At 58.2% G+C, this 26571-nt stretch carries 25 protein-coding genes; 13 read left to right on the forward strand and 12 right to left on the reverse strand.

Annotated elements, in window-relative coordinates:
• Positions 1-222 (reverse strand): transposase family protein (locus BMZ01_RS10585; RefSeq protein WP_143067499.1); only part of this gene is annotated, 222 nt, incomplete at its 3' end.
• A gap of 220 nt (positions 223-442) precedes the next feature.
• Between BMZ01_RS10585 and BMZ01_RS10590 the strand changes: the two genes are divergently transcribed.
• A complete protein-coding gene (locus tag BMZ01_RS10590) occupies positions 443-1120 on the forward strand; it encodes a hypothetical protein (protein ID WP_092287207.1) in 678 nt (225 codons plus the stop codon).
• 119 nt (positions 1121-1239) lie between these two features.
• On the opposite strand, the gene BMZ01_RS10595 is transcribed toward BMZ01_RS10590, so the two are convergent.
• From BMZ01_RS10595 to BMZ01_RS10610, 3 genes are all read right to left on the reverse strand, one after another.
• Complete coding sequence (locus BMZ01_RS10595) at positions 1240-1881, reverse strand: hypothetical protein (RefSeq protein WP_092287209.1); 642 nt, start codon at positions 1879-1881, stop codon at positions 1240-1242.
• Positions 1882-2479: 598 nt separating this feature from the next.
• Positions 2480-2821 carry a heme peroxidase gene (locus tag BMZ01_RS10605; protein ID WP_092287213.1) on the reverse strand — a complete coding sequence of 114 codons (342 nt, stop codon included), beginning with the start codon at positions 2819-2821 and terminating at the stop codon, positions 2480-2482.
• Between the two features lie 509 nt (positions 2822-3330).
• On the reverse strand, positions 3331-4821 hold the full coding sequence (locus BMZ01_RS10610) for an ABC-2 transporter permease (RefSeq protein WP_177180161.1): 1491 nt from the start codon (positions 4819-4821) through the stop codon (positions 3331-3333).
• Positions 4822-4985: 164 nt separating this feature from the next.
• Here BMZ01_RS10610 and BMZ01_RS10615 point away from each other — a divergent pair, with 164 nt between their 5' ends.
• Genes BMZ01_RS10615 through BMZ01_RS10640 form a run of 6 tightly spaced genes read left to right on the forward strand, consistent with a single transcriptional unit; the run spans position 4986 to position 11047 of the window.
• Positions 4986-7955, forward strand: coding sequence for a DUF4040 family protein (locus BMZ01_RS10615; protein WP_092287217.1), 2970 nt, complete (start codon positions 4986-4988; stop codon positions 7953-7955).
• Positions 7952-8449, forward strand: a complete 498-nt coding sequence (locus BMZ01_RS10620; RefSeq protein WP_092287219.1) for a cation:proton antiporter subunit C — start codon at positions 7952-7954, stop codon at positions 8447-8449. The genes BMZ01_RS10615 and BMZ01_RS10620 overlap by 4 nt, the downstream gene beginning before the upstream one ends.
• Positions 8442-9974 (forward strand): monovalent cation/H+ antiporter subunit D family protein, encoded by a 1533-nt coding sequence (locus BMZ01_RS10625; protein ID WP_092287221.1) that lies wholly within the window; start codon positions 8442-8444, stop codon positions 9972-9974. The genes BMZ01_RS10620 and BMZ01_RS10625 overlap by 8 nt, the downstream gene beginning before the upstream one ends.
• A gap of 7 nt (positions 9975-9981) precedes the next feature.
• Positions 9982-10431, forward strand: coding sequence for a monovalent cation/H+ antiporter subunit E (locus BMZ01_RS10630; RefSeq protein WP_092287223.1), 450 nt, complete (start codon positions 9982-9984; stop codon positions 10429-10431).
• Positions 10432-10433: 2 nt separating this feature from the next.
• Entirely contained in the window at positions 10434-10706 is a 273-nt protein-coding gene (locus BMZ01_RS10635; RefSeq protein WP_092287225.1) for a cation:proton antiporter, read from the forward strand.
• Positions 10707-10708: 2 nt separating this feature from the next.
• On the forward strand, positions 10709-11047 hold the full coding sequence (locus BMZ01_RS10640) for a Na+/H+ antiporter subunit G (RefSeq protein WP_092287227.1): 339 nt from the start codon (positions 10709-10711) through the stop codon (positions 11045-11047).
• A 119-nt stretch (positions 11048-11166) separates the two neighbouring features.
• Here the strand turns inward: BMZ01_RS10640 and BMZ01_RS10645 are convergent, their stop codons facing one another.
• Positions 11167-11454: a helix-turn-helix domain-containing protein gene (locus BMZ01_RS10645; RefSeq protein ID WP_092287229.1), complete on the reverse strand. Its 288-nt coding sequence runs from the start codon at positions 11452-11454 to the stop codon at positions 11167-11169.
• A 138-nt stretch (positions 11455-11592) separates the two neighbouring features.
• Positions 11593-13143, reverse strand: a complete 1551-nt coding sequence (locus BMZ01_RS10650) for a catalase (protein WP_092287259.1) — start codon at positions 13141-13143, stop codon at positions 11593-11595.
• 186 nt (positions 13144-13329) lie between these two features.
• Between BMZ01_RS10650 and BMZ01_RS10655 the strand changes: the two genes are divergently transcribed.
• Positions 13330-13911, forward strand: coding sequence for an RNA polymerase sigma factor (locus tag BMZ01_RS10655; protein WP_223846011.1), 582 nt, complete (start codon positions 13330-13332; stop codon positions 13909-13911).
• 40 nt (positions 13912-13951) lie between these two features.
• Here BMZ01_RS10655 and BMZ01_RS10660 read toward each other — a convergent pair whose 3' ends face one another.
• Positions 13952-14986 (reverse strand): aspartate-semialdehyde dehydrogenase, encoded by a 1035-nt coding sequence (locus BMZ01_RS10660; protein ID WP_092287231.1) that lies wholly within the window; start codon positions 14984-14986, stop codon positions 13952-13954.
• A 38-nt stretch (positions 14987-15024) separates the two neighbouring features.
• Positions 15025-16290 carry an aspartate kinase gene (locus BMZ01_RS10665; protein WP_092287263.1) on the reverse strand — a complete coding sequence of 422 codons (1266 nt, stop codon included), beginning with the start codon at positions 16288-16290 and terminating at the stop codon, positions 15025-15027.
• A 186-nt stretch (positions 16291-16476) separates the two neighbouring features.
• Between BMZ01_RS10665 and BMZ01_RS10670 the strand changes: the two genes are divergently transcribed.
• Positions 16477-17328, forward strand: a complete 852-nt coding sequence (locus BMZ01_RS10670) for a DMT family transporter (protein ID WP_092287233.1) — start codon at positions 16477-16479, stop codon at positions 17326-17328.
• Here BMZ01_RS10670 and BMZ01_RS10675 read toward each other — a convergent pair.
• Entirely contained in the window at positions 17325-18203 is an 879-nt protein-coding gene (locus BMZ01_RS10675) for a class C sortase (protein WP_177180162.1), read from the reverse strand. The two genes, BMZ01_RS10670 and BMZ01_RS10675, sit on opposite strands and share 4 nt — an antisense overlap.
• Before the next feature lie 216 nt (positions 18204-18419).
• On the opposite strand from BMZ01_RS10675, the gene leuA reads away from it, so the two are divergent.
• The 4 genes from leuA to BMZ01_RS10695 all read left to right on the forward strand — a co-directional run bounded on the left by leuA (position 18420) and on the right by BMZ01_RS10695 (position 23296).
• Positions 18420-20234, forward strand: coding sequence for a 2-isopropylmalate synthase (leuA, locus tag BMZ01_RS10680; protein WP_092287267.1), 1815 nt, complete (start codon positions 18420-18422; stop codon positions 20232-20234).
• A 95-nt stretch (positions 20235-20329) separates the two neighbouring features.
• Positions 20330-21283: an exonuclease domain-containing protein gene (locus BMZ01_RS10685; protein WP_092287235.1), complete on the forward strand. Its 954-nt coding sequence runs from the start codon at positions 20330-20332 to the stop codon at positions 21281-21283.
• A gap of 6 nt (positions 21284-21289) precedes the next feature.
• Positions 21290-22543 (forward strand): MurT ligase domain-containing protein, encoded by a 1254-nt coding sequence (locus BMZ01_RS10690; protein WP_092287237.1) that lies wholly within the window; start codon positions 21290-21292, stop codon positions 22541-22543.
• On the forward strand, positions 22544-23296 hold the full coding sequence (locus BMZ01_RS10695; RefSeq protein ID WP_092287239.1) for a type 1 glutamine amidotransferase: 753 nt from the start codon (positions 22544-22546) through the stop codon (positions 23294-23296).
• Here BMZ01_RS10695 and recR read toward each other — a convergent pair.
• The 3 genes from recR to BMZ01_RS10710 all read right to left on the reverse strand — a co-directional run bounded on the left by recR (position 23293) and on the right by BMZ01_RS10710 (position 25998).
• Positions 23293-23904, reverse strand: a complete 612-nt coding sequence (recR, locus tag BMZ01_RS10700) for a recombination mediator RecR (RefSeq protein WP_092287241.1) — start codon at positions 23902-23904, stop codon at positions 23293-23295. The two genes, BMZ01_RS10695 and recR, sit on opposite strands and share 4 nt — an antisense overlap.
• Before the next feature lie 43 nt (positions 23905-23947).
• Complete coding sequence (locus tag BMZ01_RS10705) at positions 23948-24277, reverse strand: YbaB/EbfC family nucleoid-associated protein (protein WP_092287243.1); 330 nt, start codon at positions 24275-24277, stop codon at positions 23948-23950.
• A 98-nt stretch (positions 24278-24375) separates the two neighbouring features.
• Positions 24376-25998 (reverse strand): HNH endonuclease signature motif containing protein, encoded by a 1623-nt coding sequence (locus tag BMZ01_RS10710; RefSeq protein ID WP_092287245.1) that lies wholly within the window; start codon positions 25996-25998, stop codon positions 24376-24378.
• Between the last annotated feature and the right edge of the window lie 573 nt (positions 25999-26571).

Genomic DNA, 26571 nt, shown 5'->3' on the forward strand with positions numbered 1-26571 from the left:
CTGGTTAGTCCAAGTGGTTACCTGGCAGTCAGGGTTCGGGCAGTACAACCGGTGTTTACGCCACAGCAATGACATGGGCCGGCCGAATACCGGTAGGTCGATATAACGCACCTTCGGGCGGTCTTTGATATACGCACGATCCCCGCACTGCTCACACCGAGGATCATCAAGGGCCTGCTCAATTTCGATTGCCTGAGATGGACCGGTGCGGTGGTAGGCCAAGACGTTGATGTCTTTTAAAACTAACCAAATACCGAAGAATCGCGGTAGGCTCGCAGGTGGTGAAGGTTGTTTTTTGTTTATTGCTCACACTCTAAGCATGAACCACCTTCACCCCTTTTTATGCATGACACCCCGCCAGAATCCGAAGAGCCCATATCGCGCATATTGCCGTCACTGAATTAACAGCCCCTCCTCAAGCGCAAGGCAGTTATTGATCCTCATGAGCACTAATTCTCTCCCAGACAGCTACCGACAACTTCCTGTTGAGGTACAGCAGGTTCTACGGTCCGCCGAGATGTTGGATGGAATTGGTTTCCTCTTCCCTGAAGACGACAAACAGGAAGTCCGAGTTTTGAGCTTTGCTCTTTCCTGCGGACTCCTCGCCGAGGCCAGCATAACGATCATCGATAGCCTCTTTGATGACGTATGTCGGCTTCAGGATGTACGTAGCGATGATCCTGACCTCCGCGAGATTATCGCTGAAGATACGGCGGTGCTGCGCTGGTTGCCGGAACGGTTTGCCCACCGATACGACTCACATTTCGCCCGACAGTTCCTTGTCGCGACGGTGGACCTCGTCGCAGCCATATCCAACAGCTGGAGAAACTGTCCGACGGTGGCACATGAACTTGCACTCCATGTGCTCCTGGATCAGACGGAGGTCTTGTCTGAATCTCTCCAGGAGGTGACTCAATATCTGGAAGCAGGATGGAGGGGGACGCTGGAGGATTGCCTGTTCGAGGACCTTGACTTCCGGTTGCTCTACGACCCCGGGATGGACGGGATCGAGGATAATCCGGAGCCAGAGATGGGAATGGCACCCCTGAGATTCGAGTCGTGGTTTCAACCCTTCAACCCGTCCCGCCACCCTGTTCCGTTTGCACGCCACGACACGTAAGCGGAATAAAGCCCATCATCGGCAGATAAGGTCATCAGCTGCCTAAAAGGCCGATGCTCCACATCCAAAAATTTGGAATGCGGAGCATCGGCCTCAGGGTCGCGCGCAAGAGCTGCACCTCAAGCTGCTGTCAACAAATAACTTCCCGGATTGTTCGCGGAAGCGTTGGTCGCCTCCATGAAGTCACCGACCGTGGCCGCGTCACCGAGATTGAGGTCGCGTACCGCTATCTCTTCAGCAACATGCCGATTGGTAGCTTCCGGCGTGTTGAGACATTGCCAATAGAGGCCATTGTGGTACGGGACGCATACGAAGAGCCTGTCAGTGTCTCCGACCTGAGCTAAAAGATCCATCAACATGTCATCCTCGAAGCACACAGTAGCGATGATGTCACCCGTTGATGCGGTCCCGTTCCTGAAGGTATTTAGGTAGGACGGCTTGTCGCGAAGGGTATTCTTGATAGTGTCCCGGACATCGCGACGCCTGCACATTCGGTCGGGATCCGAGTCCTGGTACGTCCTAACCCACACAGCCTCAGAGTCATCAGTCTCGGGATATACGCAATGCTCATGAAATTCATTGAGTTCAATCATGCCGGGATCAATGTCAAAGTGAAGTGCAAATCCTGAAGTCACATCCACTCGTGTTTCAGCCAGAGATTTCCCACTGCCATATACGGGGACATCGATTCCATAGGCTTCCCACTCGGCCTCAACACCCGCATGGCAACGGAATGCGACATTGAAGATACCATTGGTCATTTAGCTCACCTCCTGGATGGCTTGTTCCACTGATAGTCCCAGGTCCTTAACCAGGATCTTTCGTACGGTGTGAGTCTTAAAGTCCTTGGCACGTTTCGGCAAGGTGAATCTCTTGCCATTGAGAGGAGACTCGTAAGTACAGTGGCTCCCATTGCAACGCAGCGGGTCACCAGCGTATTTCCTAACTATCCTTTCAATTTTTTTATAGGAGCAAGTGGGAAAACCTCTCGTCACTTCACTCCTAATAAACGCTCGGGACTCTAGGACCTTAAATCCTAATCTCAACTTGGGCCGGTGGCCATCCACCACCCCCATGTTGACCGCAACCCGTGACCATCAGAATCAAGATGAAGGGGGGACAGGCTCTATGCCTGCCGAGCGGAGACTCGCGCCATAACTCATGGAATTTTTCATGGAACTTGATGGAATCAGGGGTGGAATCCCGTTAGGAAACCTATGCTGACCAGGGTTTCCCGAAACCGTCATGAACAGGTCACACTGAATTATTTCGGTGTGGCCTGTTTTCGCATGTCAGGGCCACTGTGCTTGGCTGCCCACAGATTACTGCTCTTCGTCTCCTGAGAGAGGCTGATATTGGTTACAAGTAATCTCGGGTTGGTGATTGGCACCGCCAGATGGTGTGATCGAGCTGGATGTAGTTGAGGTTCAAGTCATCCGCGACTGCTTCAACCAGCCGCGAGGCTTCCTTCGATGAAACCTCCTTAGGACGACCGAGTGTTTCGGTGACGAAACGGATCACCATCCGGTCTGCTTTGACTCCTGGGATCCCAACGAGCATGAGAAAGTAGTTCCAGTTAAGACCACTACTTTGTCCGGTTATCGCTAACCATTCTTTAGCGATATCCGAACGCTCGCGACTCTCGCGCTCAGCTAGCCTGTCGACGACATCGCTGACCGTTTCGAGTGAATGACCTGCCACGACTTTGGCCGCTTCTAAAGCCGCATACGTTTTATAGGGGGCAGGGTGCTGGGATGAGGTTCTCCACCGATTATTCGCCTTAAGGGCAAAACCCTCTCCCCCCTCCCCAGCGGTCAAATGCGTTAATGAGGTCAGTGGCGGTATCAGTTTTGGGATGTCCTGCCTCAGGTTCCCGCAGATTGCAGTACTGCTTGATCAGGTTGATCACACCTTGATACCGGTGGCCCGAGGAGTAGATGGAGTCGAGAACAGCTAGTGCGACACTCTGGTAACCATCGGGGCCAAAACAGCGCTCAGGGTCCGTGCCGAAGAGGTCTGTAATGCGGGCCCGGAGCAGATCTTCATCAGTAGTCAATGGGGGTTCCGATCCATCATCAAGAGAATCCGCTGGCTTCGATAGCTCTACTCGCGTGGAAAAGAAGCTGGTGCGGCAAACCCCGGCCCCTATGCCCAGCGTGAGAGTATGTGCCGGGCGTGGGGGTGAGGGTCTCGGGGAGAGCAAAAATTTTTTAGCCCTCGGGGTGAACCTCAGGGTACATGGGGCCGCCTTGTTGGGTGTGTTTGCCGACGGTGGCGACGCGGTGGGAATCCGCGAGGAGACCGCAGGCGCCGAGACCGAGGAGTGCGAGGACGCCCATGCCCAACCAGAGTGCTGGGCGGGAGCCATCATTGGTGGCGCTGACGAGGGCCGCGGTGTTGTAGTGCAGCGGCATGAGGTGACTGATGATTTGCCAGGTGGATTCGATGGGGCTGGTGGAGACGGATTTCCAGACCCAGCCGATGAAGCCGACCTGCACGAGACTGCCCACGCCCAGGAGCAGACCGGAGGGGACAACGCCGAGGACGCGGCGCAGCCAGGTGGCTACCGCGGTGGAGGCGAAGGCGCCGAGGAAGAGGGAACCTGCACCCAGGGCGATCGCGGCGGGGGTGAGTGAGCCAGCCAAAATGACCATGAGAGTGCCACTGAGGATGGCGAGTACGAGGGAGCCGAGCAGGACCGCGGCGATCACGCGGGAGGCTCTCCAGAGGCGGTAGGAACCGAAAGCCCAGCCGGCGAGCGCGCCGCCGATGAGCACAATCGCGGCGAGTAACATGGCGTGCAGCGGCGCCAACATGGAGGTCTTTTCGGGGGTTGTCTGCTGCTCAGCGGCCTGCGGGGGCACTGGAACCGCGGGGAGGGCGCGCTGGATGCTGGCGACCTTTTCTTTGTTCTGCTCCGCCATCTGGTGGATCTTCTTCGCACCCTCATCGAGCTGATTGACGCCCTCTTGGGCTTGGGTGGCGCCGCCGGATAGTTCCTCGAGGCCGGAGGCTAATTGTTGGGAGCCTGTGGTGGCTGAGTAGATGCCGTCGTGGTAGGCGTAGCCGGGGACGTTGAGCTGGTTGGCGAGCTCGCGGGAACCCTCCTTGAGCTTGGTTAATTGCTCCGTCACGGTGGCATCTAATTGGATGGTTTCCACCTGGGATTTGAAGCCGCCGAGTTCTTCGCGCATGGCCTTGGATTTGGGGTCGCGGCTATCTTTGAGCTCCTTATCGACGCGATCGATGGCTTCGAGGAGCTGGCCGCGGATTGCTTCGAGGCCCACGATTTGGTCCACGGCTTCGCCCACGCCATCGGCGATTTCGGTGGCGCCCTTACCTAATTGGCCGGTGCCGGCCTGTAATTCCACTAAGCCTTGGCGGAGCTGTTGGGAGCCGTCGCGGGCTTGGGTGATGCCGGTGTGGAGTTGTTCGGCACCGGATTTTAATTCACCGGTGCCGTGTTCGAGCTCCGTGGCGGCGCTGCTTAAAAAGCCGGCTTGGGTGCCGGCCTCGCCGGCGGCGCGGCGGGCATCGACCAGGTCAGCAGGGTGAATGAGAGCCGGGGCGGCGGCGGGTTCCTCCGTAGCTGGAGTCCAGGTAGCGGCGGGATCGAGTCCCGTGGTGGTGGCAGCGATGCCCGCTCCCGCAAGCAGCGGGATGGCGAGGACGGTGGCTAGGAAGGTAGTGCGGAGCCTCATGATGGGGAATCTAGCTGTTTCCATGTAGTTCTGAGGGTAGCCACACCGCCGGGGATACCGGCTTTATGTCACTTATTCCCCACTGGTAACGTTTAGGGACGTCTGAATATAAAGACGATCCCTCTTTTTAGTGCCCCCTCGATCAGTGCGAGTGTGATAGCCCCGTGACCGTATTGACAGTCGTAGCGCTCGCCGGGCTCGCGGTGGTGGCCGCGGCGCCCGCTGTGCGTGTGGTCGACCGGAAGGCGGGGTGGCCGCTCGCGGCGCTCTTCCTGATCGCAGCGATTTTGCTCCTGCGTCGCCTTCCGGAGATCATCCACGACCAACCCCTGGAATATGCCCATGTGTGGGCCAAAGATTTCCTAGCGCCTGGTATCGACGTTGTATTTGCTCTCAGAGCCGATGCGCTGAGTAGTTTCTTTGCCTTATTGGCTTTGCTGATTGGCACCGTCGTATTTATTTACTCGGCGGCCTACCTGCCCCGAAAGAAGGGCAATACCAGCTTCTACCTGATTATGACGGCGTTTACGCTGTCGATCCTGCTGCTGGTACTGGCTAATGATGTGGTGCTGCTCTTTATCGCCTGGGAGCTGGTGAGTATTGCATCCTTCCTGCTCATCGCGCGATCAGGCTCCGGTGGTGAAGCGGGCTCCATGCGCACCTTGGTGCTGACCTTCGTTGGTGGCCTGACCCTCTTGGCTGCATTGGCGATTGCCGCAACACATACCGGCACCACCAATGTGCAAGAAATGTTGGCTTCCCCGGTGTGGGGCGATGACCCGCAGCTGACCGCGTGGGTTGCGATTTTGGTGGCTATCTCTGCCTTCACGAAGTCTGCGCAGCTACCTTTCCACTTCTGGCTGCCGGAAGCCATGGCTGCGGCCACCCCGGTGTCCGCCTTCCTCCATGCCGCGGCGGTGGTGAAAGCCGGTATCTATTTGCTGATCCGCTTTTCCACCATCTTCCACGATGTGCCGGCCTGGAATTGGCTGCTGATTGTGGTGGGCATGACCACCGCGGTGATGTCCGCGGCCTTTGCGGTGCAAAAGACTGACCTGAAGAAGCTCACCGCTTATTCCACCGTGTCGCACCTGGGGTGGATCGTTGCCACCATTGGTGTGGGAACGCCTTTTGCGCTGGCCGCTGCGCTGGTGCATACCTTGGCGCACGCACTATTTAAGAGCTCGCTCTTTATGTTGATCGGCGTGGTGGATCACCAGGCCGGTACCCGTGATATTCGCCGCCTTGGGGTGCTCTATAACAAGATGCCCTTCACCTTCGGATCGATGGTGGTGGGCGCAGCCTCGATGGCAGCGGTGCCGCCGCTGATGGGCTTTGTGTCCAAGGAAGGCATGCTCAGTGCCTTTATGGATGCCCCGATTAATGATGTTGGCGTGATCTTCTTGGTCTGTGGCGCCGCCGTTGGTGCGCTCTTGACCTTCACGTACTCCTGGAAATTGGTCTTCGGTGCCTTTGTTGATGGCCGCCGCCCCATGACCGGGATTAAAGAAGCCCCCGTTTCGCTGTGGCTGCCGGCCGCTATCCCGGGGTTGCTATCTATTCCCGTGGCTTTCTTCGTGCCCTTCTTGGATGAACCCATTGAGGCTGCGGTGCTGGCCACTGGCCAAAATGAGCATGTGCACCTGGCCATTTGGCATGGCTTTAACCTGCCCTTTGCTATCTCTGTGGCGGTGCTGATCCTGGGTGTTCTGATTATTCGCAAGCGCAAGAAGATCTGGCCGATTGTGGAGACCCGGGCCTTCTTCCCGCGTAGCGGTAATGATCTTTTGACCCTGCTGCGGGAACGCTCCGAAAAGCTTGGGCGCATTCTGGCGCAGATGGCGAACTCCCATGCGCCGGAACGCCACCTGGTGTTCCCCTTCCTGCTCATCATCATCTTGGGTGCGGCTACTGCAGTTTTCCCCGGGGCGGATGGTGTCAGCATGGCCGCGCGGGTGCCGGGCATCGACCGCGCCAGCGACCTGGTGCCCTTGGGCATCATCGTGGCCTCCATTGCGGGGCTAACGCATACCCGCAACCGCGTCACGGCGGTGGTGCTGCTGGGCACCATTGGTGTGGGCGTGAGCTTGCAGATGCTGCTTTTGGGCGCCCCGGATGTGGCGATGACCCAATTCCTGGTGGAAGCCCTGGTGGTAGTGATCATCATGCTGGTGGTGCGCCATCAACGGGACTTCTTCCCCCCGGTGCGCCAAAAGCAACGCCGCTGGAGTGCCGCGGTAGCTATCTCGGTGGCCGTGGTGACCTTCCTTGGCGTATGGGGCATGCTGGGCCGCCACGAGCGTTCCGATATTGCCCTGTGGTACCTCAACGAGGCCCCGGAGATCTCTGGTGGCGCCAATGTGGTGAATACGATCCTGGTGGAATTCCGTGCCTTCGATACCTTGGGCGAGCTTTCCGTCTTGGGTATGGCTGGTGTAGTTATTGCCGCGGTGCTCTTTACCGTGCCGCGCCGCCCCTTCGAAAAGGGCACACACCCCGCGCCCTTTGGGCAGTCGCGGTTGAATGCGATTCCGCTGCGCACCCTGGTGGGTGTGTTGGTGCCGATCCTGATTATCTTGAGCGTGACTATCTTCCTGCGTGGTCATAATGACCCCGGTGGTGGCTTCATTGCCGCCCTGGTGGCCGGTGGTGCGCTGATGCTCTCCTACCTCTCCCAAGGGCAGGATGATCGCGTGGTGCCACGTAATGTGCCCTTCATTTTGACCGGTGTGGGTATGCTGACCGCGCTCTTCTCTGGTGTGCTGGGGCTATGGCATGGTTCCTTCCTCTACCCGATCCATGGGCATATTGGCGATGAGCACCTGAGTACCTCGATGATCTTCGATGTGGGTGTGTACCTGGCGGTGCTGGGCATGCTGACCTTGGGCATTAATGCCCTGGGTGGGTACCTGCGCCCCGGTAATGAGGAGTTCTCGCTCAATGAGCGTGGCGTGGGCCCGCTGACCCCCTGGCTGAAGCCCAAGGTGGAGCACCCCACGGATGAAGATTATCCGATGCCTTTGAATCCGGCGCGTGATCATGATGCTGGTAGTGAGGCTGCTTCGGCTGGGACTGCTGGTTCCGGTTCTGTGACGGGGGCCGCTGCGGCTGGGACGAAGGAGGAACAGCGATGATTATGGCTTTGACTATCGCAGTCCTCGCCGGCGGCGGCGTCTATATGGTGCTGCAGCGCGGCATGGTGCGGATTGTTTTCGGCATGAGCCTGATTAGCCACGCCGCTAACCTCATCATCCTTGCCAGCGGCATCGGTGCCTGGCGCGGCGAGCCCTTTGGCGATGGCCGCACGGACCTTGCCGATGCTGCCGATCCCCTCCCCCAAGCTTTCGTGCTGACCGCGATCGTTATCTCCATGGCAACCACCGCCTTCATGTTGGCGCTGGCTGCCCTGGGAAGAAACGACGATACCCGCGTGGAAGATGCGGTGGAAGAAGATCCGCAGCACATCCTCAGTTTGAAAGCTGAGCATGGTGCCGATGGCCGCACTCCCGCCGCGGTAGCGCGTGGGGATAAGCCAAAAAAGAAGGCCAAGGGTGCAAAGCAAAAGGCCTCAAAGCAGAAGGCTTCGAAGTCAAAGAGCGGACAGAAGGTGAAGGACAACCATGAGTGATCTCGGAATCCTGCTGCCCCTCTTCGTGGCCATTCCGCTGGCTGCTAGCGCCATCTGCGTGATTATCCCGTGGAAGCCGCTGCGCGATTTCCTGCATATCGCGGTGCCTTTTGTCGGCATGCTCGGTGCTGGATATTTCTTCATCTACACCTCGCAGCACGGAACTTTGGGCCACAGCATTGGCCTCTACCCCGGCGGTGTGGCTATCCCCTTTGCGGTCGATGCCTTCTCCGCCATCATGCTGGTAGTCGCGATGCTCGTGGCCACAACAGCCAATTGGTTTGCCACCGCAGTGGCAGAAACCAATGCCCGCTTCTACCCCGCGCTCACGCTGATGCTGGTCTCCGGTGTGTGCGGTGCCATGCTGACAGCGGATCTCTTCAACTTCTTCGTGTTCATGGAAGTCATGCTGCTGCCTTCCTATGGTTTGGTGGCGATGACCGGTACCTGGTCACGTTTGGTTGCTGGCCGCAGCTTCGTGCTGGTTAACCTATTGGCCTCCACGATCCTGTTGATCGGCGCCGCCATGGTTTATGGCGTTGCTGGTTCGGTTAATATCGCCATCCTCGATGGTGCCGCACATGGCAATGGCCCCATTACCGTGGCCATGGGTCTTGTGATGCTGGCATTGGTGGTTAAAGCGGGTGTCTTCCCAGTACACACCTGGCTGCCGCGCACTTACCCCGGTAGTTCTGCCGCGGTGATGGGTTTGTTCTCCGCCTTGCACACCAAAGTCGCGGTGTACATGATCTTCCGCCTCTACGTGATGGTCTTTGATCTGGACCAGCGCTGGCATGGACTCATGATTGCGGTTCTCTTGATCTCCATGATCTTGGGTTCCTACGCTGGCCTGGCAGAAAACACCATCCGACGGGTGCTGGCCTACCAAATGGTCACCGGCATGCCCTTCATTTTGATTGTGCTGGCCTTCACCGAGCCCGGCGCGCAACGCGCCTTGGCTGCTGGTCTGCTGTATGCCCTGCACCATATGGTCACACTCGGTGCGCTGATCTTGGCCTCCGGCGCTATCGAGGAGACCTACGGCACTGGTTTGATTTCGCGGCTTCGTGGCCTGATGCGCCGCGATCCACTGGTGGCCGCGGTGTTTGCTGCCGGTAGTTTCTCCGTGATTGGCTTCCCGCCCTTCTCCGGTTTGTGGGGAAAGGTGTATGTGGTGATTGCGGTTGCGCGTACCGGTGATTGGCAAGCCGGCCTGGTTATTGCCTGCATTATCTTCGGTAGCTTCGGTGCTCTGCTCACCATGCTGCGGGTATGGCGGGAAGTGTTCTGGGGTGCAGATATGAACCGTAAGCGGGTTCCCACCGAACTGACGGTTCCCTTTAAGAGCATCGTTCCGGCAGTGGTTCTCATCCTGGTGTCCGCAGGCATGTTCTTTGCCGGTGGCACAGTTATTGACGCGACCCTATCTGCCAGTGATGCACTCTTGGATCACAGCAGCTACATCCACGCAGTCCTGGGGGATGACCCCGCTGCCGCAATTGGCTCTTTAAGCGCAGGGAAGTGATCAGACGATGCATTTATTCCTCTATATTCCCTGGTTGATCCTCCAAATCTTCCTAGCCGGCTATGCCACCGCTAAAGCGGCTTTCGGCTTCGCCACCCCCTTCCATCCAGTGGTGGTGCGCTACCCCTTACGCGTCACCAGCAACCTAGCGATCACTGCTTTTTCCACCAGCATCACGATGACGCCAGGCACGCTCTCCATCGGGTTAAGGCAGGGCCGCACCGCAGATGCCCCAACAATCTTATTGGTCCACGCAGTGTTCGGTGAGGACCCGGCGGAAGTTTTCCGCGATCTGGCAGATATGGAGCAGCGCCTTTCCCCCAGCGTGAAAGGTATTGATCATGGCGTTCCGGGCCAAGGCGATAACCCGCTACTCCCGAAGCACTATGAGTATCCGGATCCCGATATGCCGCTTATCGCTAGCGTCGATGAAGCTGAAGACGAGCACGAGGATTAACTATGACCCCTTTCTACATCATCAGTACTGTGCTGGTGCTCATCATTGCGATTAGCCTGGCTTCCGCTTTACTGCTGATTCTGACGGCCAAGGACTATATCACCCGCGCAGTGGTCGCTGACATGGTGTTTTACTCCATGGTCGCGCTATACATAATCTGGACGATGAATTACTCCACGTCCATTGCCTTCGACATCATGCTGCTGGCTGCGCTGCTTGCTGGTGTGCTGCCGACCTTGTCGATGGCCCGTATTCTCTCGAAGGGGCGGAGGTAAACATGAGTATCGTCGAGTTGATCGTCGTGGCGCTCATGATGATCGCCACCGTGTTCATCGTGGCCACTGTCTTCGCGCTGTGGCGCTCCCCCGATAACCTGACGCGCATCAATGTCATGGGCGCAACCACCTGTGTTGCTCTGCCCTTGTTGATTATTGCCGCAACGATCCACGAATTTAGTACCCAAAGCTTTGATCCCATCGAGCTGCTGCGCGCCATCGGCGCGATCCTCGGCCTGTGGATCGTGGTGTCGGTGGGCTCCTTCTACATGGGGCGCTCGGTGTGGGGCATTACCGTCACCGATTTGCGCCGCGGTGCCGCTGAACAAAAGCCGAAATAAGCGGCCGGAAATTACCCAGCTGCAGTTTTTCAAGGCTGGTGGTTTTCAGGGCCTGAGCTTCGAAGAGTTCAGGCCCTTTTGCGTATCTGGGACCCAATGAGCTCCCCCGCGGGGCCTGGTCAGCTGCGCCGACTCAGCTCATACAAGGCCTTCAGATAAGCATTATCTGCTTCGAGCTTTTCTAATCGACGTCGCAATTCGCCTATCTCAGAACGCGGCGGGAGGGTGGCTTTAGGCTGGAGCGTCTCGTCCCCACCTCTACGCCAAGCGATAACCCAGGCATCCACCAGCCGTGATGAAGCCAGACCAAACTCCTTAGCCAAAGTGCTTGGGGTCTCGCCCTCAAGGTGTCTGCTGACTACTTCCTTCTTCACGTCGAAGGAGTAGGGCTGATTTGGTTTCTCCACAAAACACAGCCTGTCATGAAATAGCCTTCGTCGTTGGAGATTTCCTAAGTGTCGGCACTGGGAAACACGCCGAAGGCAAAAGAAAAACTCCCCACGAGTGGGGAGTAATTCTTCAAAAGGAGTGCGGGGTAACCGGAGTTACTTCATGGAGGTGAAGGTTTCCTTGACGCGGCGGCCAAGTTCTTCATCAACATTCGACCAGTACTCGTAGCACTGCTGCTCCACCTGCGGGGTGACACCCTGCATGGCGCCGCAGATATTGGTCACCAGACGATCCTTCTCATCGTCCTTCATCACCTCGCGGTAGAGGATGCCGGGCTGGATGAAGTCATTGTCCTCGGGGTGCTGCACATAGGCGGCACGGGTGAGGTCATTGCCCTGCGGGTCAACAGCCATGAAGAGGTCGCTGGCCTGGCCGTAGGTCTTCCCGGAGGAAGAAGTAAGGCCATCATCAAGCTGACCCTGGCCCTTGCCGAAACCATTCGGGGAGTACACCGGTTGATCTGGTTCCGCGAACTCATAAGCCATGAAGCCATCTTGGCTATAGGTGTTGCGCGGGGTGATCGGGCGGTTGACCGGCAGCTGATGGTAGTTAGCACCAATGCGGTAGCGGTGAGCATCTGCATAGGCGAAGGCACGAGCCATCAGCATGCGGTCCGGGGAAAGGCCAACACCGGGAACGATATTGCCCGGATCCAAGGCCATCTGTTCAATCTGTGCGAAGAAGTTCTTCGGGTTGCGGTTGAGCACGAAATATCCGACATCAACCAGCGGGTAATCCTTCTGGGACCAGGTCTTGGTCAGATCGAAGGGGTTGAAGCGGTAGCTTTCAGCCTCGTCAACCGGCATGATCTGCACCTTGACATCCCAGATCGGGTAGTCGCCGCGCTCGATGGCGTCGTAGAGGTCCTGACGCTGGAAATCAGCGTTCTGGCTAATGATCTCCGCAGCTTCAGCATCGGTGAAGCAGTCCCAACCCTGGCGGGTCTTGAAGTGGTACTTAATCCACACCGGGTTGCCTTCAGCGTTGATCCACTGGAAGGTGTGGGAACCGAAACCATCCTGGTGACGGCTGGTCTTCGGGGTACCGCGGTCGCCCATCAGGTAGGTTACCTGGTGCGCGGATTCCGGGGTACGTGTCCAGAAGTCCCACTGCATATTGGCATCACGCAGGCCGGTGCCGGGCAGGCGCTTCTGCGAGTGAATGAAGTCCGGGAACTTAATGCCATCGCGGATAAAGAAGGTCGGGGTGTTATTGCCGACGATGTCGTAGTTGCCTTCGGTGGTGAAGAAGCGAAGAGCGAAGCCGTGAACATCGCGCCAGGTATCCGGGGAGCCCTGCTCGCCAGCGACGGTGGAGAAACGAGCAGCCATCGGGGTGACAGTGCCGGGCTGGAAGAGAGCAGCCTTGGTGTACTTGGAGACATCGTGGGTGATGTGCAATTCACCGAACGCGCCGTGGCCCTTAGCGTGCACAACACGTTCTGGAACGCGCTCACGGTTGAAGTGCGCCAGCTTTTCGATCAGGTGCAAGTCGTTGAGGACATTGGCACCCTGCGGGCCGGCCGTGATGGAAATGTTTTCGCTTTCAACGGGAGCACCGGCGAGACGGCGGGTGCTAGCGTCCTTGCCCTGGCTGGGCTGGAGTCCCTGATCAACGATCTGGTCGGCAGCGGACGTATCTTTCATGTTCTTCTCAGACATGCGGGCGGCTCCTTAGCTAAATAGTTGGCGCCTATGGATGAGGCCTGATTCTTTGGCTTAATTGATAACCTACATGGGGTTAAACATCCTCGCAAGTTAGGAAACCTTTATCAACCATGGTTAACGCACTATGACCAGCGCATTTCAGTGTCGCTGGTAGTGTCTAAACGCGTGAACACACACTCCGGGCGCGAAAGTGAAAATGCGCGCGCTATTGAGGACGCTCGCGTCACCGAGCTGGCTTTAGCCGCCGGTGCCGGGGATCGTCGTGCCCTCACGGAGTTCATTCGCGCCACCCAAGGCGATGTCTGGCGATTACTCGCTCACCTGGGCGGACGCGATATTGCCGATGACCTCACCCAAGAAACCTACCTGCGTGTCATGAGCGCCCTGCCCCGTTTTGCAGCCCGCAGTTCAGCACGTACCTGGTTGCTTTCTTTAGCCCGCCGCGTGTGGGTGGACAATATCCGCCACGATATGGCCCGCCCCCGAAAATCCGCCACCGAATATGAGGATGTGGCGGCCACAAGCCCCGATACTTCCGCCAACTCCGCCAGTTGGTCAGAGTGGATTGATACCCGCACCCTCATTGATGCCCTACCTACAGAACGCCGCGAAGCACTGATTCTCACGCAGGTGCTGGGCTATACCTATGAAGAGGCCGCTCGAATCTGTGGTTGCCGAGTGGGCACTATTCGCTCCCGAGTAGCACGTGCCCGCAAAGACCTCATCGACGCCACCAGCCAAAACTAAAAGCCTCCTACCAAAGGGCAGGAGGCTTCTAAGCGTGAAGCTACTTCACCAGCAGCTCAGCGATTTGGATGGTATTCAAGGCGGCACCCTTACGCAGGTTATCGCCAGAAACCACAAACACTAGGCCTCGATTTTCATCAATGGACTGATCCTGGCGGATACGGCCCACCAGCGAATCATCCTTACCTGCCGCAGCCAGCGGGGTGGGAACATCCACCACGCTGACACCAGGGGCCTGCCCCAGTGCAGTACGAGCCTCATCTGGGGTGATCGGCTGAGCAAACTCAGCGTGCACCACCATGGTGTGCCCGGTAAAGACGGGGATGCGTACGCAGGTGCCGGCGACCTTCAACTCCGGCAGACCCAGGATCTTGCGGGATTCATTGCGCAGCTTCTGCTCTTCATCGGTTTCTTCGGAACCATCGTCAACGAGGTTGCCAGCGAAGGGAAGGGCGTTAAAGGCGATGGGCGCTACATAGGGGCCCAGGTCTTCGGGGCTGAGCAGGGAACCATCGTGGACCAATTCCACATCGCGGTCACCAATCTCGGCGGTTTGCTTGGCCAGGGCTTCTACGCCGGCCACACCGGAACCAGAAACCGCCTGGTAGCTGGAAACACGCATGCGCTGAAGCCCAGCAGCATCATTGAGCACCTTCATGACCGGCATAATCGCCATGGTGGTGCAGTTGGGGTTCGCGATGATGCCCTTGGGCAGGTTCTCAGCATCCTGGGGGTTAACCTCGGACACAATCAGCGGAACCTCAGGGTCCTTTCGCCATGCCGAGGAGTTATCCACCACGGTGGCGCCAGCTTCCGCGAAGAGCGGAGCGTACTTCAACGAGGTGGCACCGCCGGCGGAGAAGAGTGCAATATCGATGCCCTTGAGCGAGTCAATGGTGGCTTCGGCAACATCTTCGACGGTGACTTCTTCACCGCGATACTCCAGGGTTGTTCCAGCAGAACGCGCGGAAGCGAAGAAGCGGATCTTATCGCAGGGGAAATCGCGGTCAGCGAGGATCGAACGCATGACGCGTCCGACCTGGCCGGTGGCACCAACGACGGCAACGGTAGTCATGGCGGGGTACAGCTCCTAAAGGCAGGTGAGAGGAAAGATTAACGTCCGGTTCCGGCATAAACGGTGGCAACCTCATCGCCACCAAGCTCAAAGCACTCATGCAGCGCCCGGGCGGCCTTATCCAGGTCGCCTTCGCGGATCAGCACGGAAATGCGGATCTCAGAGGTGGAAATCAGCTCGATATTCACATCCACATCGCGCAACGCTTCGGTGAAATCGGCGGTCACGCCGGGGTGCGACTTCATGCCGGCGCCGACCAAGGAGACCTTGCCCACCTGGTCGTCATACAGCACCTTGGACCAATTGCCCTCTGCCTGGAGACGCTTGAGGATCTCCATGGCACGCGGGCCATCAGCGCGCGGGCAGGTGAAAGTGATATCGGTGGTGTTGTCGATCAACGAGGAGACATTTTGCAGCACCATGTCGATATTGATTTCGGCATCAGCCAGGGCGCGGAAGAGCTTCGCAGCTTCGCCGGGCTTATCCGGGATCCCCAGGACGGTGACCTTGGCTTCAGATTTATCGGTGGCAACACCGGTTAGTACTGCTTCTTCCACGGGAATATCCTCCATCGACCCAGCCACCAGAGTGCCGGGATCATTGCTATAAGACGAGCGGACTCGCAGGGGCACATTAAAGGCGCGCGCGTACTCAACGCTACGCAGCATCAAGATCTTGGAGCCAACCGCGGCGAGCTCCAGCATCTCTTCAAAAGAAAGCTTCTCGAGTTTTTGGGCATTCGGCACAATCCGCGGATCCGCGGTATACACACCATCCACATCGGAGTAGATTTCGCACACATCGGCATCCAACGCAGCTGCCAAAGCCACCGCGGTGGTATCCGAACCGCCACGACCCAAGGTAGTGACATCGCGCGATTCTTTATTCACACCCTGGAAGCCAGCAACAATGCAGATCTTGCCTTGATCAAGGGCTTCGCGTACTCGGCCTGGGGTGACATCCACAATGCGCGCATTGCCATGGCGCTCAGTGGTCAGCACACCAGCCTGCGAGCCGGTAAAGGACTGCGCCTCCGCACCGAAGGATTCAATGGCCATAGCCACCAGCGCATTGGAGATGCGCTCACCGGCGGTCAGCAACATATCTAGCTCACGCGCCGGGGGAACCGGATTCACATCGGCGGCGAGATCAAGCAGGTTATCGGTGGTATCGCCCATTGCGGAGCACACCACCACCACGTCGTTGCCTTGCTTTTTTGTGGCCACGATTCGTTCTGCGACATTGCGGATCCTCTCAGCGCTTTCTAGCGAGGATCCTCCGTACTTCTGCACGACGAGGGCCACGGCAGCGACCACCTTTCCAGGGTTATGCGGAATTCTTTGAAGACGGTGAAGTCTTTAGTTATGGCATCCTACCTGGCCATGGGTCGCAGATTTAATTCCGGTCCCGCTATAGGCCATATGATCTTTGTCGCTGCCACCGTGGGGCCGGTGGATCGCTGGCCAAACAAAATTAGTTAGGCTTTATGCGTGCATGGCAATTTCTTCGCGGTCCTCTTCGCGCTATCCTCCGCCCTCACCATCGCGTGGGGCACTGTGGTGCGCCACCGAATCGCCGAAGAAACCCCCACCGGCGCAGGGGAACGCTCCCCCATCATGTTCGCCATGGCACGGCCGCTATGGTGGGCTGGCCTCTTTACCGCACTCATGGGTTATGGCCTGCAAATCGTGGCCCTCGGTTTTGGCACCCTGCTGGTCGTCCAACCCATCCTGGTGCTCTCGCTGATGTTTTCTTTGCCGCTTAGCGCCCGCTACACCGGGCGGCGACTCTCGCATGCGGAGATTATTTGGGGCAGCATCCTCACCATCGCGGTCGCCGTATTGGTGGTGCTAGGCCGCCCACTACCTGGCGATTCCCACCCACCACTAGAACGCTGGTTACCGGCACTGCTCATCGCCGCGGTCATCCTCATTCCGGTGGAAAGAATCGCCCATCGCCTTTTCCGCAGCGAACGCGCCTTGTTGCTTGGCATGGTCACCGGCGGCGTCTTCGGCTTCGTCTCGGTGCTTTCTAAGGCCGTGGTGGATATCTTCGTGGCCGGCGGTTTCGGCGCACTGATGCAATCCTGGGAGCTTTATACTCTCTTAGCTGGCGCCGCCATCGGCACCGCAGTGCAACAACAATCCTTTAATGCCGGCGCGCTAAAAAACTCACTGCCGGCTATGACCATCACCGAACCCATTGTTGCTTTCGCCTTGGGCTATGCGGTGCTGGGAGAAAAATTCCAGGTGTCCAGCACCGCCGGCTGGGTAGCTATGGGTGCCGCGCTGGTGGCCATGGTGGTCGGCACAGTGGTGCTCTCCCGCCATGGTGTGGATTAGCGCACGTTCCGGCGAATCCACACCACCAGCACAACCAGCACCACAATCACGCCCACCAAAATCGCCCACATCCACCATTGGAAGTGCAGCGCGGAGCCTTCGGTCTTAAAGGCCTTCTCGTCGTTTTCATCCAGCGGAACGCGGTGCCCCGTCACCAAAAGTCGGTGCGAGTTAATGCCATAAGGCGTACAGGTCACCAGGGTCACCAGGTCTTCGCCGGGCACCGGGCGCAGCTTCTTATATTCGCTGGGAAGCACCACCTCAATGTGGTTCACCTCGTATTTGAGACGCTCACCCATCACCGAAATATAGATAGGATCGCCCTCTTTCATTTTGTCGAGGTTATCCATCAACGTGGCGGTCCGAAGCCCGGTATGCCCGGTCAATACGGAACGCGAACCTTCCCCACCCACCGGCAAGGCGGTGCCATAAAGGTGCCCGATTCCTCGGTCCAAGGTGCGCGAGCTGGTGCCGTGAAACACCGGCAAGTCGAGGTTAATGGTGGGCAACACCAAACGCCCCATCGCGGGGCCTTGGCTCAACAAAGAAAGATAGTGCTGGTAGGGCTCATTATCTTCGGCCACACGGCCTTCCCAGGGATCCACCACTGGGGTGCCAGCCAAGGTGGCGTTATATTCCCTCGCTTCCTCCAGCGAGCGCGAAGTGACCTCAGGGTCGGCATCTTTGTGCAGGTACTTCTCATATTGCCGCGCCACTTCAGTTTGGCGGTAGTTATTCCACTGCGTGGCGGCTACCGGATAGAGCAATACCGCCACCCCGGCGAGCACCAACATTAAGGTGATAAAAATCCGCAACACCTGGGTGCGCTTCGGGGGACGGCTTTCCTGAGGTACTACTTTTGCGTGTCGTGCCACCCTGCCAGCATAAACAAGCACTGCATCAAAAAGATACCCAGCATAGGGTGCACCCGTTCATGTGCGCTAGGCCACCACGATCTATTAGACTGCCTCACCATGAGCACGCGGAACCTCCTTCTTAGCCGCGGCGGGTACTGAGCCTCTTACGGCCGGCGCCCCGTCGCGGAGTTTCTGATGCCGGCCGTAACTCACAATCTCCCGAACTTAAGGCCAATCCTCATGACGGACACTTTTTTCTCCGCACCCGCTGAAATCCGCACCCCTGCCGGCGAAACCACCGGCCAGCCCGCTTGGAATAAGCAACGCAACTCGGCGATGCCCACTAATCGCTACCTGCCCTTCCACGAAGAGGTAGAAGACATCCAGCTGCCAGACCGCACCTGGCCAGATAAGAAAATCACCCACGCCCCGCAGTGGTGCGCCGTGGACCTGCGCGATGGCAACCAAGCCCTGATCGACCCCATGAGCCCGGAGCGCAAGCGCCGCATGTTCGAGCTGCTGGTCAAGATGGGCTACAAGGAAATTGAGGTGGGTTTCCCCTCAGCTTCCCAAACTGACTTCGACTTCGTCCGCGAGATCATCGAAAAGAACATGATCCCCGACGATGTCACCATCCAGGTGCTGGTGCAGGCTCGCGAGCACCTCATTCGCCGCACTTTCGAGGCCTGCGAAGGCGCAAAGAATGTCATCGTTCACTTCTACAATTCCACCTCGGTATTGCAGCGCCGCGTAGTATTCCGCAAGGACAAAGAAGCGATTAAACAAATCGCTACCGATGCCGCGCAATTGATTAAAGATATTGCCCAGGACTATCCGGGAACCAATTGGCGCTGGGAATACTCTCCTGAATCTTTCACCGGCACGGAAGTGGCTTATGCAAAGGAAGTCTGCGACGCCGTCACCGCCGTTATGCAGCCCACTCCGGATCACCCCATGATCCTGAATCTGCCCTCCACGGTGGAAATGATCACCCCGAATGTTTATGCGGATTCCATCGAATGGATGCACCGCAATTTGGAGCGCCGCGATTCCATTATCCTTTCCCTGCACCCGCACAATGACCGCGGCACCGGTGTGGCCGCCGCTGAGCTGGGCTACCTGGCCGGCGCGGACCGCATCGAAGGCTGTCTCTTCGGCAATGGCGAGCGCACCGGCAATGTTTGCCTGGTCACCCTGGGTCTGAACATGATGACCCAGGGCGTGGACCCGCAGATCGATTTCTCCAATATCGAGCAGATCCGCCAGACGGTCGAATATTGCAACCAGCTGCGCGTCCCGGAGCGCCACCCCTACGGCGGTGACCTGGTCTTTACCGCTTTCTCCGGCTCCCACCAGGATGCCGTCAACAAGGGCATGGACGCCATGGCCGCCAAGGTCCGCGAGGGCGCCGACAACACGCAGGTCACCTGGGAAGAGCTGCAGTCCGTCACCTGGGAGGTCCCCTACCTGCCGATCGATCCCAAGGATGTTGGTCGCACCTACGAAGCCGTGATCCGCGTGAACTCGCAGTCCGGCAAGGGCGGCGTCGCCTACATCATGAAGACCGATCATGGCATTAACCTGCCGCGCCCGATGCAGGTGGAATTCTCCTCCGTCATTCAGGCCGTCACGGATGCTGAAGGCGGTGAAGTGAACTCCAAGAATATGTGGGATATTTTCGCCAGCGAATACTTGGATCCCTCAACTCCGCTGGAACAGCTCACTATCACCGTCACTAATGCCGCCCGCGAAGGCGAGGACGCTGAGGTCACCGCCGAGGTCATGTGGAAGGGCGAGCGCCACACCCTTACCGGCCACGGCAACGGCCCTGTCGCCGCCTACGCGCAGGCTCTGGAGACCCTCGGCATCGACGTCGAGGTCCAGGACTACTCCCAGCAAGCCCGCAGCGCCGGCGATGACGCGGAGGCCGCCTGCTACATCTACGCCACGGTCAACAACACCACCGCCTGGGGCGTAGGAATTGCCGGCTCCATCACCTACGCATCGCTGAAGGCAATTACTTCCGCGGTCAACCGAGCACACGCTTAGAGCTTTCCCCGAGATCGAGGGCTGAGCTTTAAAAGTTGGTGCGGCATACACTCTCCCGCAGCTATGCCGCACCTGGCTCCGGTACTCTGGAAGCGATGAAAAGCGATCCGTATATTGCCCTGACCGTCCAGGCCACTGGCATTCATCCGGCGTCCGCACGCCTCATTAGCATTGATGCCCTGACCTTCGATGAATCAGGCAAAGTGCACCGTGCGGAGCATTTCGTGATCAACCCCGAAACCGATCCGGGGCCTAAGCACGTACACGGCTTATCACCAGAAGAGATCGCAGCCGCCCCCACCTTCGATAAGGTCCTCAAACGCCTGGGTTCTTTAATCGATGGGCGCACCCTGGTAGTCCACAATGCGCCTCGCACCTGGGGTCTTATCCGCTCCGAAGCCAAACGGGTGATGAGCGCAGCGGCGCATCGCAATCGACGTCGCCGCCGCCAAGCCCCACAACGAGTAGGCCATGTCCCTACCCCGCTTAAGATCATCGACACCCTCGCCAGCGCTCGTCGCCAAGGCATCCGCCTAGCCGATACCCGCATTGGCGGGGTGGCGCATGCCCTTGGGGTGCCTTCCCCTTCCCCCGTTGCAACCGTGGAACGCGCAGCACGCCCCGCCGCCGACGTCGCCCGCGAACGCAGCGACATCCTGCTCGCTATTTTCCTTGCCTTGAAATCCGGGAAACTAGCCAGCTATCTCCCCGAAGACCTTGTTCCAGACCGCTTCGGTCTGCAGCGCAGCGCCATCCGCGTACAAGCCGCAAAAGCCCGCAGGTACCACAACCCAGGGCGCTTCGAAGATGTCCTCAAACAAGGCATGGAAGTGGTGGTCGCCCCCGAAATCGAGGTGGACCCCGACAAGATCATCCAAGCCTGCCGCGACCTGAAGCTCAATTACTCCGAGAAACTCACCCGCGAGACCTCCCTCGTGGTCTGCAATCAACGCGATGAGCTTCGCGGCAAAGCCATGCACGCCCAGCGCAAGGGGATTCCCCTGGTGCGTGATGTGGACTTTTTGGCTGCCGCCGGTCGGCTAAACTGACTCTCCATGATCTCCCTACGCCGACTCCGCTCGCGGGTAGCCACCACCGCGGCCACCGCAGCCACCCTCGCCTCGCGCGCTACCGGTCGCGGTGCCGGTGGCATGATCGGCGGCCTGGTGGCCTCAGCGATCGACCCCAACATCATGGAAGACCTGGGTGGCGGGCGTCCGGCTGTCCTAGTGACCGGCACCAATGGCAAATCCACCACCACCCGCATGCTCACCGCGGCCTTAAGCACCCAGCATGATGTAGCCACCAATGGTGGTGGCGACAATATGGATGCCGGCATCATTTCGGCACTTATGGCCGGCCGCGATGCCGACACCATCGTCCTTGAATGCGATGAGCTCCACGTCCCCAAGGTGGCCGATCGCCTCAACCCCACTGCCCTGGTGTTGTTGAACCTCACCCGCGATCAACTCGACCGCGTCGGCGAAATCAACGCAATCGAACGAGCCCTGCGTGGCTGCGTGAATAAGCACTCCATGACCATCATCGCCAACTGCGATGATGTCCTAGTGACCTCCGTGGCCTTCGATGCCCCCAACGTGGTGTGGGTTTCCGCAGGTGCCGGCTGGACCGGTGATTCGGTGAGCTGCCCTCGCACCGGCAGCCGCATCGAACGTGATGGTGAGCATTGGCGAGCCACCAAACCACTGCCCGATGGCCGCATTTTTGAACGTCCCACCCCACAGTGGCGCATCACCGATGAAGGCCTCATCGCCCACGGTGAAGTCCACCCCCTCAACCTCACCCTGCCCGGACGCGCCAACCGCGGTAACGCCGCCCAAGCCATTGCCGCAGCCCACGTCGCTTTCGGTGTGCCACTAGAGCAAGCCCTCAAAGCCACCGAAACCGTCGATAACGTGGCCGGCCGCTACTCCACTATCCAGTTGGGTGAGCGCTCCATCCACCTGCTGCTGGCCAAGAATCCCGCCGGCTGGCAAGAAGCCTTAGCCATGGTCGACCGCAGCGCCGATGGCCTGGTCATCGCCGTAAATGGTCAAGTTGCCGATGGTGAAGATCTCTCCTGGCTCTGGGATGTCCGCTTCGAAGACTTTGGGGACCTATCCCTAAAAGCCTCCGGCGAAAGAGGCACTGACCTCGCTGTGCGACTCACCTATGCCGGCATCGAGCATGAACATATCGCTGATCCCCTGGCAGCGATTAAGGCCTGCCCCGCCGGCCGCATCGAGGTGTTAGCTAATTACACCGCATTCCGTGATCTCAAGAAGGCTTTGGCTAAGGAAGGCGCATAAATGTTAAGCATTGGTCTGATCCTCCCGGAGGTGCTGGGCACCTACGGTGATGATGGCAACGCCCTGGTACTGCGCCAACGCGCCCGCCTCCGCGGCATCGAAGCAGAAATCCTCCCGATTCATCTCGGCGAGGCGATCCCCGAATCCCTCGATATTTATTGCCTTGGTGGCGGTGAAGATACCGCCCAAGTCCTCGCCGCTGAGCAACTAACCAAAGACCAAGGCTTACGCCGCGCCGCCGCCGCAACTCGGCCTATCTTCGCCATCTGCGCTGGTTTCCAGGTGCTCGGAGAATCCTTCCGTGCCGCCGGAAAAATTGTCGATGGTGTGGGGCTTATCGACGCCACTACCTCCGGCTTGGACCGCCGCGCCATCGGCGAGCTAACCTCCACCCCCACCGCCGCTGGTTGCACCGCGGAACTCACCGAAGCACTCACCGGCTTCGAAAACCACCTGGGCGCCACCATTTTGGGACCCGGCGCGCAACCCCTGGGCCGAGTGACCAGCGGGGTCGGCAATTGCGATAAGCACTGCGGCGAAGATATGCCCAACCCCGAGGCACACACCAGCGCGGAGGGCGCAGTTCAAGGCAGCGTGATTGCTACCTATATGCATGGCCCCGCGCTAGCCCGTAACCCGCAGCTCGCCGATCTTTTGCTTGCCCAGGCAATGGGCAAAGCTTTGACCGACCTAGAGCCTCTGGAGCTCCCGACCGTCACACAGCTGCGTAAGGAACGCTTCGCCGCCAGCTAGAGAGTAAGCCGGCCGCTGAGCGCCCGCGAAAGCGTTAACTCATCGACGAATTCCAGGTCCCCGCCTAGTGGCATACCCGACGCTAGGCGGGAAATTTTTAGCCCCGGGAAGTCCTTGAGCAACCGCGCCAAATAGCTGGCGGTGGCCTCCCCCTCGGTGTTGGGGTCGGTAGCCAAGATGACTTCCTCAACCTCTTCGCGATCCGGCATTACCCCGCCAATGCGCTGCAGGAGGCTCGCGATATTAAGGTCTTTTGGCCCCACGCTGGCAAGGGGATCTAAGGCCCCGCCGAGCACGTGGTAGCGGCCATCGAACTCCCCAGTGCGTTCGATGACCTGGATGTCTTTGGGTTCTTCAACCACACAGATGGTGCTGCTATCCCTTCCGGGGTCAGCACAAATGCGACAGAGTTCGTCGCGGGAAACATTGCCGCAGATACGGCAAAATTCCACCCCATCCCGCACCCCAATCAGGGCGGAGGTCAGCCGATCAATATCAGCGGGTTCCACCTTCATCAGATGAAACGCAATGCGCTGAGCACTTTTCGGCCCTACCCCAGGTAGGCGAGAAAGCTCATCGATGAGGTCCTGTAGGGGTCCTTCAAACACGGTTTACTCGCGCAGACCTTTCTGGTTGGGGTGGAAAAATTTTTTAACCGAAGAGCCCGGTGAGCCCATCGTTGCCGAAGCCCTGGGACAGCGGACCCATCTTGGACTCAGCCAGTTCAGCGATCTTCGCATGAGCGTCGGTAAACGCACCGGCGATGAGGTCCTGGAGGGTCTCCACATCCTCGGGGTCCACGACCTTCGGGTCGATGGTGACATCCTGGATGCGGCCGCCGCCATCCATGACGATCTTCACCAGATCATTGCCGGCGGAACCGGTAACGGTGCTGGCAGTGATCTCTTCTTGAGCTTTTTGCAATTCGGCCTGCATGCGCTGGGCCTGTTCGATGATGGCATTCATATCCGGCTGGGTCATAGTGACGCCTTCCTGTTTTTTCTCGGTGCGTTCCGCGCTAGTCTACCCGGGGCTTCGGGCACGTGCGCCCTGGCCCGGGGAAATTTTTCCGACTTGCTTTAGAAGGGCGGGATCGAGGTGTCATTCTCATTCGCCTTCCGTTCCCTCCACAAGCGCTCTCGCTCGCGTTGCTCAGCAGCGTATCGGCGCTCCTGCTTTCGTTGCTTCAGATCATCCTCCACTTTGGAGTGCAGATTCTGCACCCATAGCGGGGCGGTGTCGTCCGCCTGCTGAAGGACGTCAGGTACCCGACCATCAATCACCCTGAGTTTCGTGTTCTTCTTCCGCCGTTTCGGCGTAGGAGCACAGAGAGCTAGCCGGGGGCGAGCCGGCGGGAGAGCTAAGCGGGTTTCAGGTTGCGGCACCCAGGGCTCCTCGAAGATCACTTCTTCTTTAGGTATGGGCGGGAACCGATCCGTGGGGAAGGGGTACGGATCTTGGTTGGGATACCAGGCCTGCTCAGCTTCCTTGGCTTTTTGTTCCGCCTCAGCCTTGAACAACTTTTCTGCTTCCGCTGTGGTCTTCGGACGGCTTCTGCGGTTGCCCCACCGCTGGCCAAAGTGAGCCTTGGACTTGTGGGCTTCGGGCCCCTGCGGGAGGGTAACGCGAAGAGAACCATTAGGCATCCCCCAGCGACACACACCGTTATGGTTCATGAACACGGTGTAGTCTCCCGAGGTCTTGAGGTTGTGGTGGAAGGGGCACAGGCACTGCAGATTCTTGACCACAGTGAGGCCTTCTTCCCCGTCATATTCCACAACATGGTCAATCTCGCAGATCGACGCGGGGCGTTGGCAGTCCGGAAAGCGGCAAAGGCCATCTCGGAGTCGGACCTTCGCCTTTTGTTTCTCGCTGGGTCGATAGCCTTCGACTTCAACATCATCGATGCCGGTGAGATCCCGTTCCTTGATATTGAGCTTGTCGTAGACCTTCATCTCGGTATATCGCAGATGCCCAGCTCCATCGAGGTAGGTAGGTTCCTCTTCCGGACCAGGGCTCCAATAGTTCAAGTACGCGGTGACATCGACCTTTTCAGTGATGATCTTGACCAGGGCCTCAACACGGTCAATGTCGTACTTCCTGGCTGTGTTATCTAAAGCAGCATCGATGACGGCAGCTTCTTCATTGCTCACGAGGCCTTTTATGTCAGCTAGACCGTCCACGCCCTTCACGAATTTGATTCCGCGCAGCTCGTAGTCCTCGCCATTGGCAACCCCGTAGCCAGGACAATTATTGATTTTCAGTTCTTCGAGGAACCGTTTGACGTCTTTAACGCACGGCAAGGTCTGTTCCGGACAGATGGGAGTGAAAAACCATTCCAGGGCATCATCAAAGTCCGGCAGCATCTCAGCAGCGACCCCGGTGAGACCGTGGTCGATTGCGTAGAAGTAGCGCATCTCCAGGTGCCCCCACTTCAGGGCCTGCTCCCGCAGCTTGGGAAGAGATTGCGATATAGCCGCGCCTTGGAATGCCTGTTCTACCATGTATTTACTCATTCCGGTGCGGGTAGATAATTCAATGACGCTCATTGCGAAGTCGTCTTCATCTTGCGGTAGAAGCTCGCACCAATACTCAAGGTCTTCGCGATTGCGCTGATTAAACCGCTCGCAATGCGAATCTCCGGGCTTGCAATTAGCCCAGTAGGGCTGAGCCTTTTCCTTACTAAGGGTACGGGTAGCCATGATAATCCTCCGAGTAGAGCACCCCTGATATCAATAGTTCACTTGTTTGAAGTATTGATATCAACCCTAATAGCACAGTCGAGAAATGTCTAGGGTTCTGAGCAAAAAGGTTTCCCGAACCGAACCAGATGGGCTACAAGCAGAAAACCCCATTTCAGCGGCTGTGGATAACCTCAAACGGCCTACAAAGTTATCCACAGGCGACCCAGAATCCCTAATCGAACACCGAACTGTCGGAAAAATTCTTTAGCGGAGAGACACGGCGAGAACCCCGGCCTCCTGGGCTAAAAAATTCCCGCCGCACAGCTGAATCCCAAGGTCGAAAAAATTTTTAAAGCCGGGCGCCGTTACCTTGGAAAAGCTATCTCCAAGGTCAAGGCAGCGTTACCGGTGAGCAAAGCAGACTTCTTCCCCGTTAGGCCATGGAAAAGTTAGCGCGTCGAGACGCTAGAACCTCGAGAGTCACGGGAGTCAAACGGTCCGATAAAAGATAGACAGGGTTATTCAAAAGACCCCCTATGTATCCCATCTCGGAGGAGTCTCAGGAATGACAGATAAGCGTCCGATCTCCTT

The organism is Corynebacterium spheniscorum (assembly GCF_900113445.1).
In the GTDB taxonomy this organism is placed as follows: Bacteria; Actinomycetota; Actinomycetes; order Mycobacteriales; family Mycobacteriaceae; genus Corynebacterium; species Corynebacterium spheniscorum.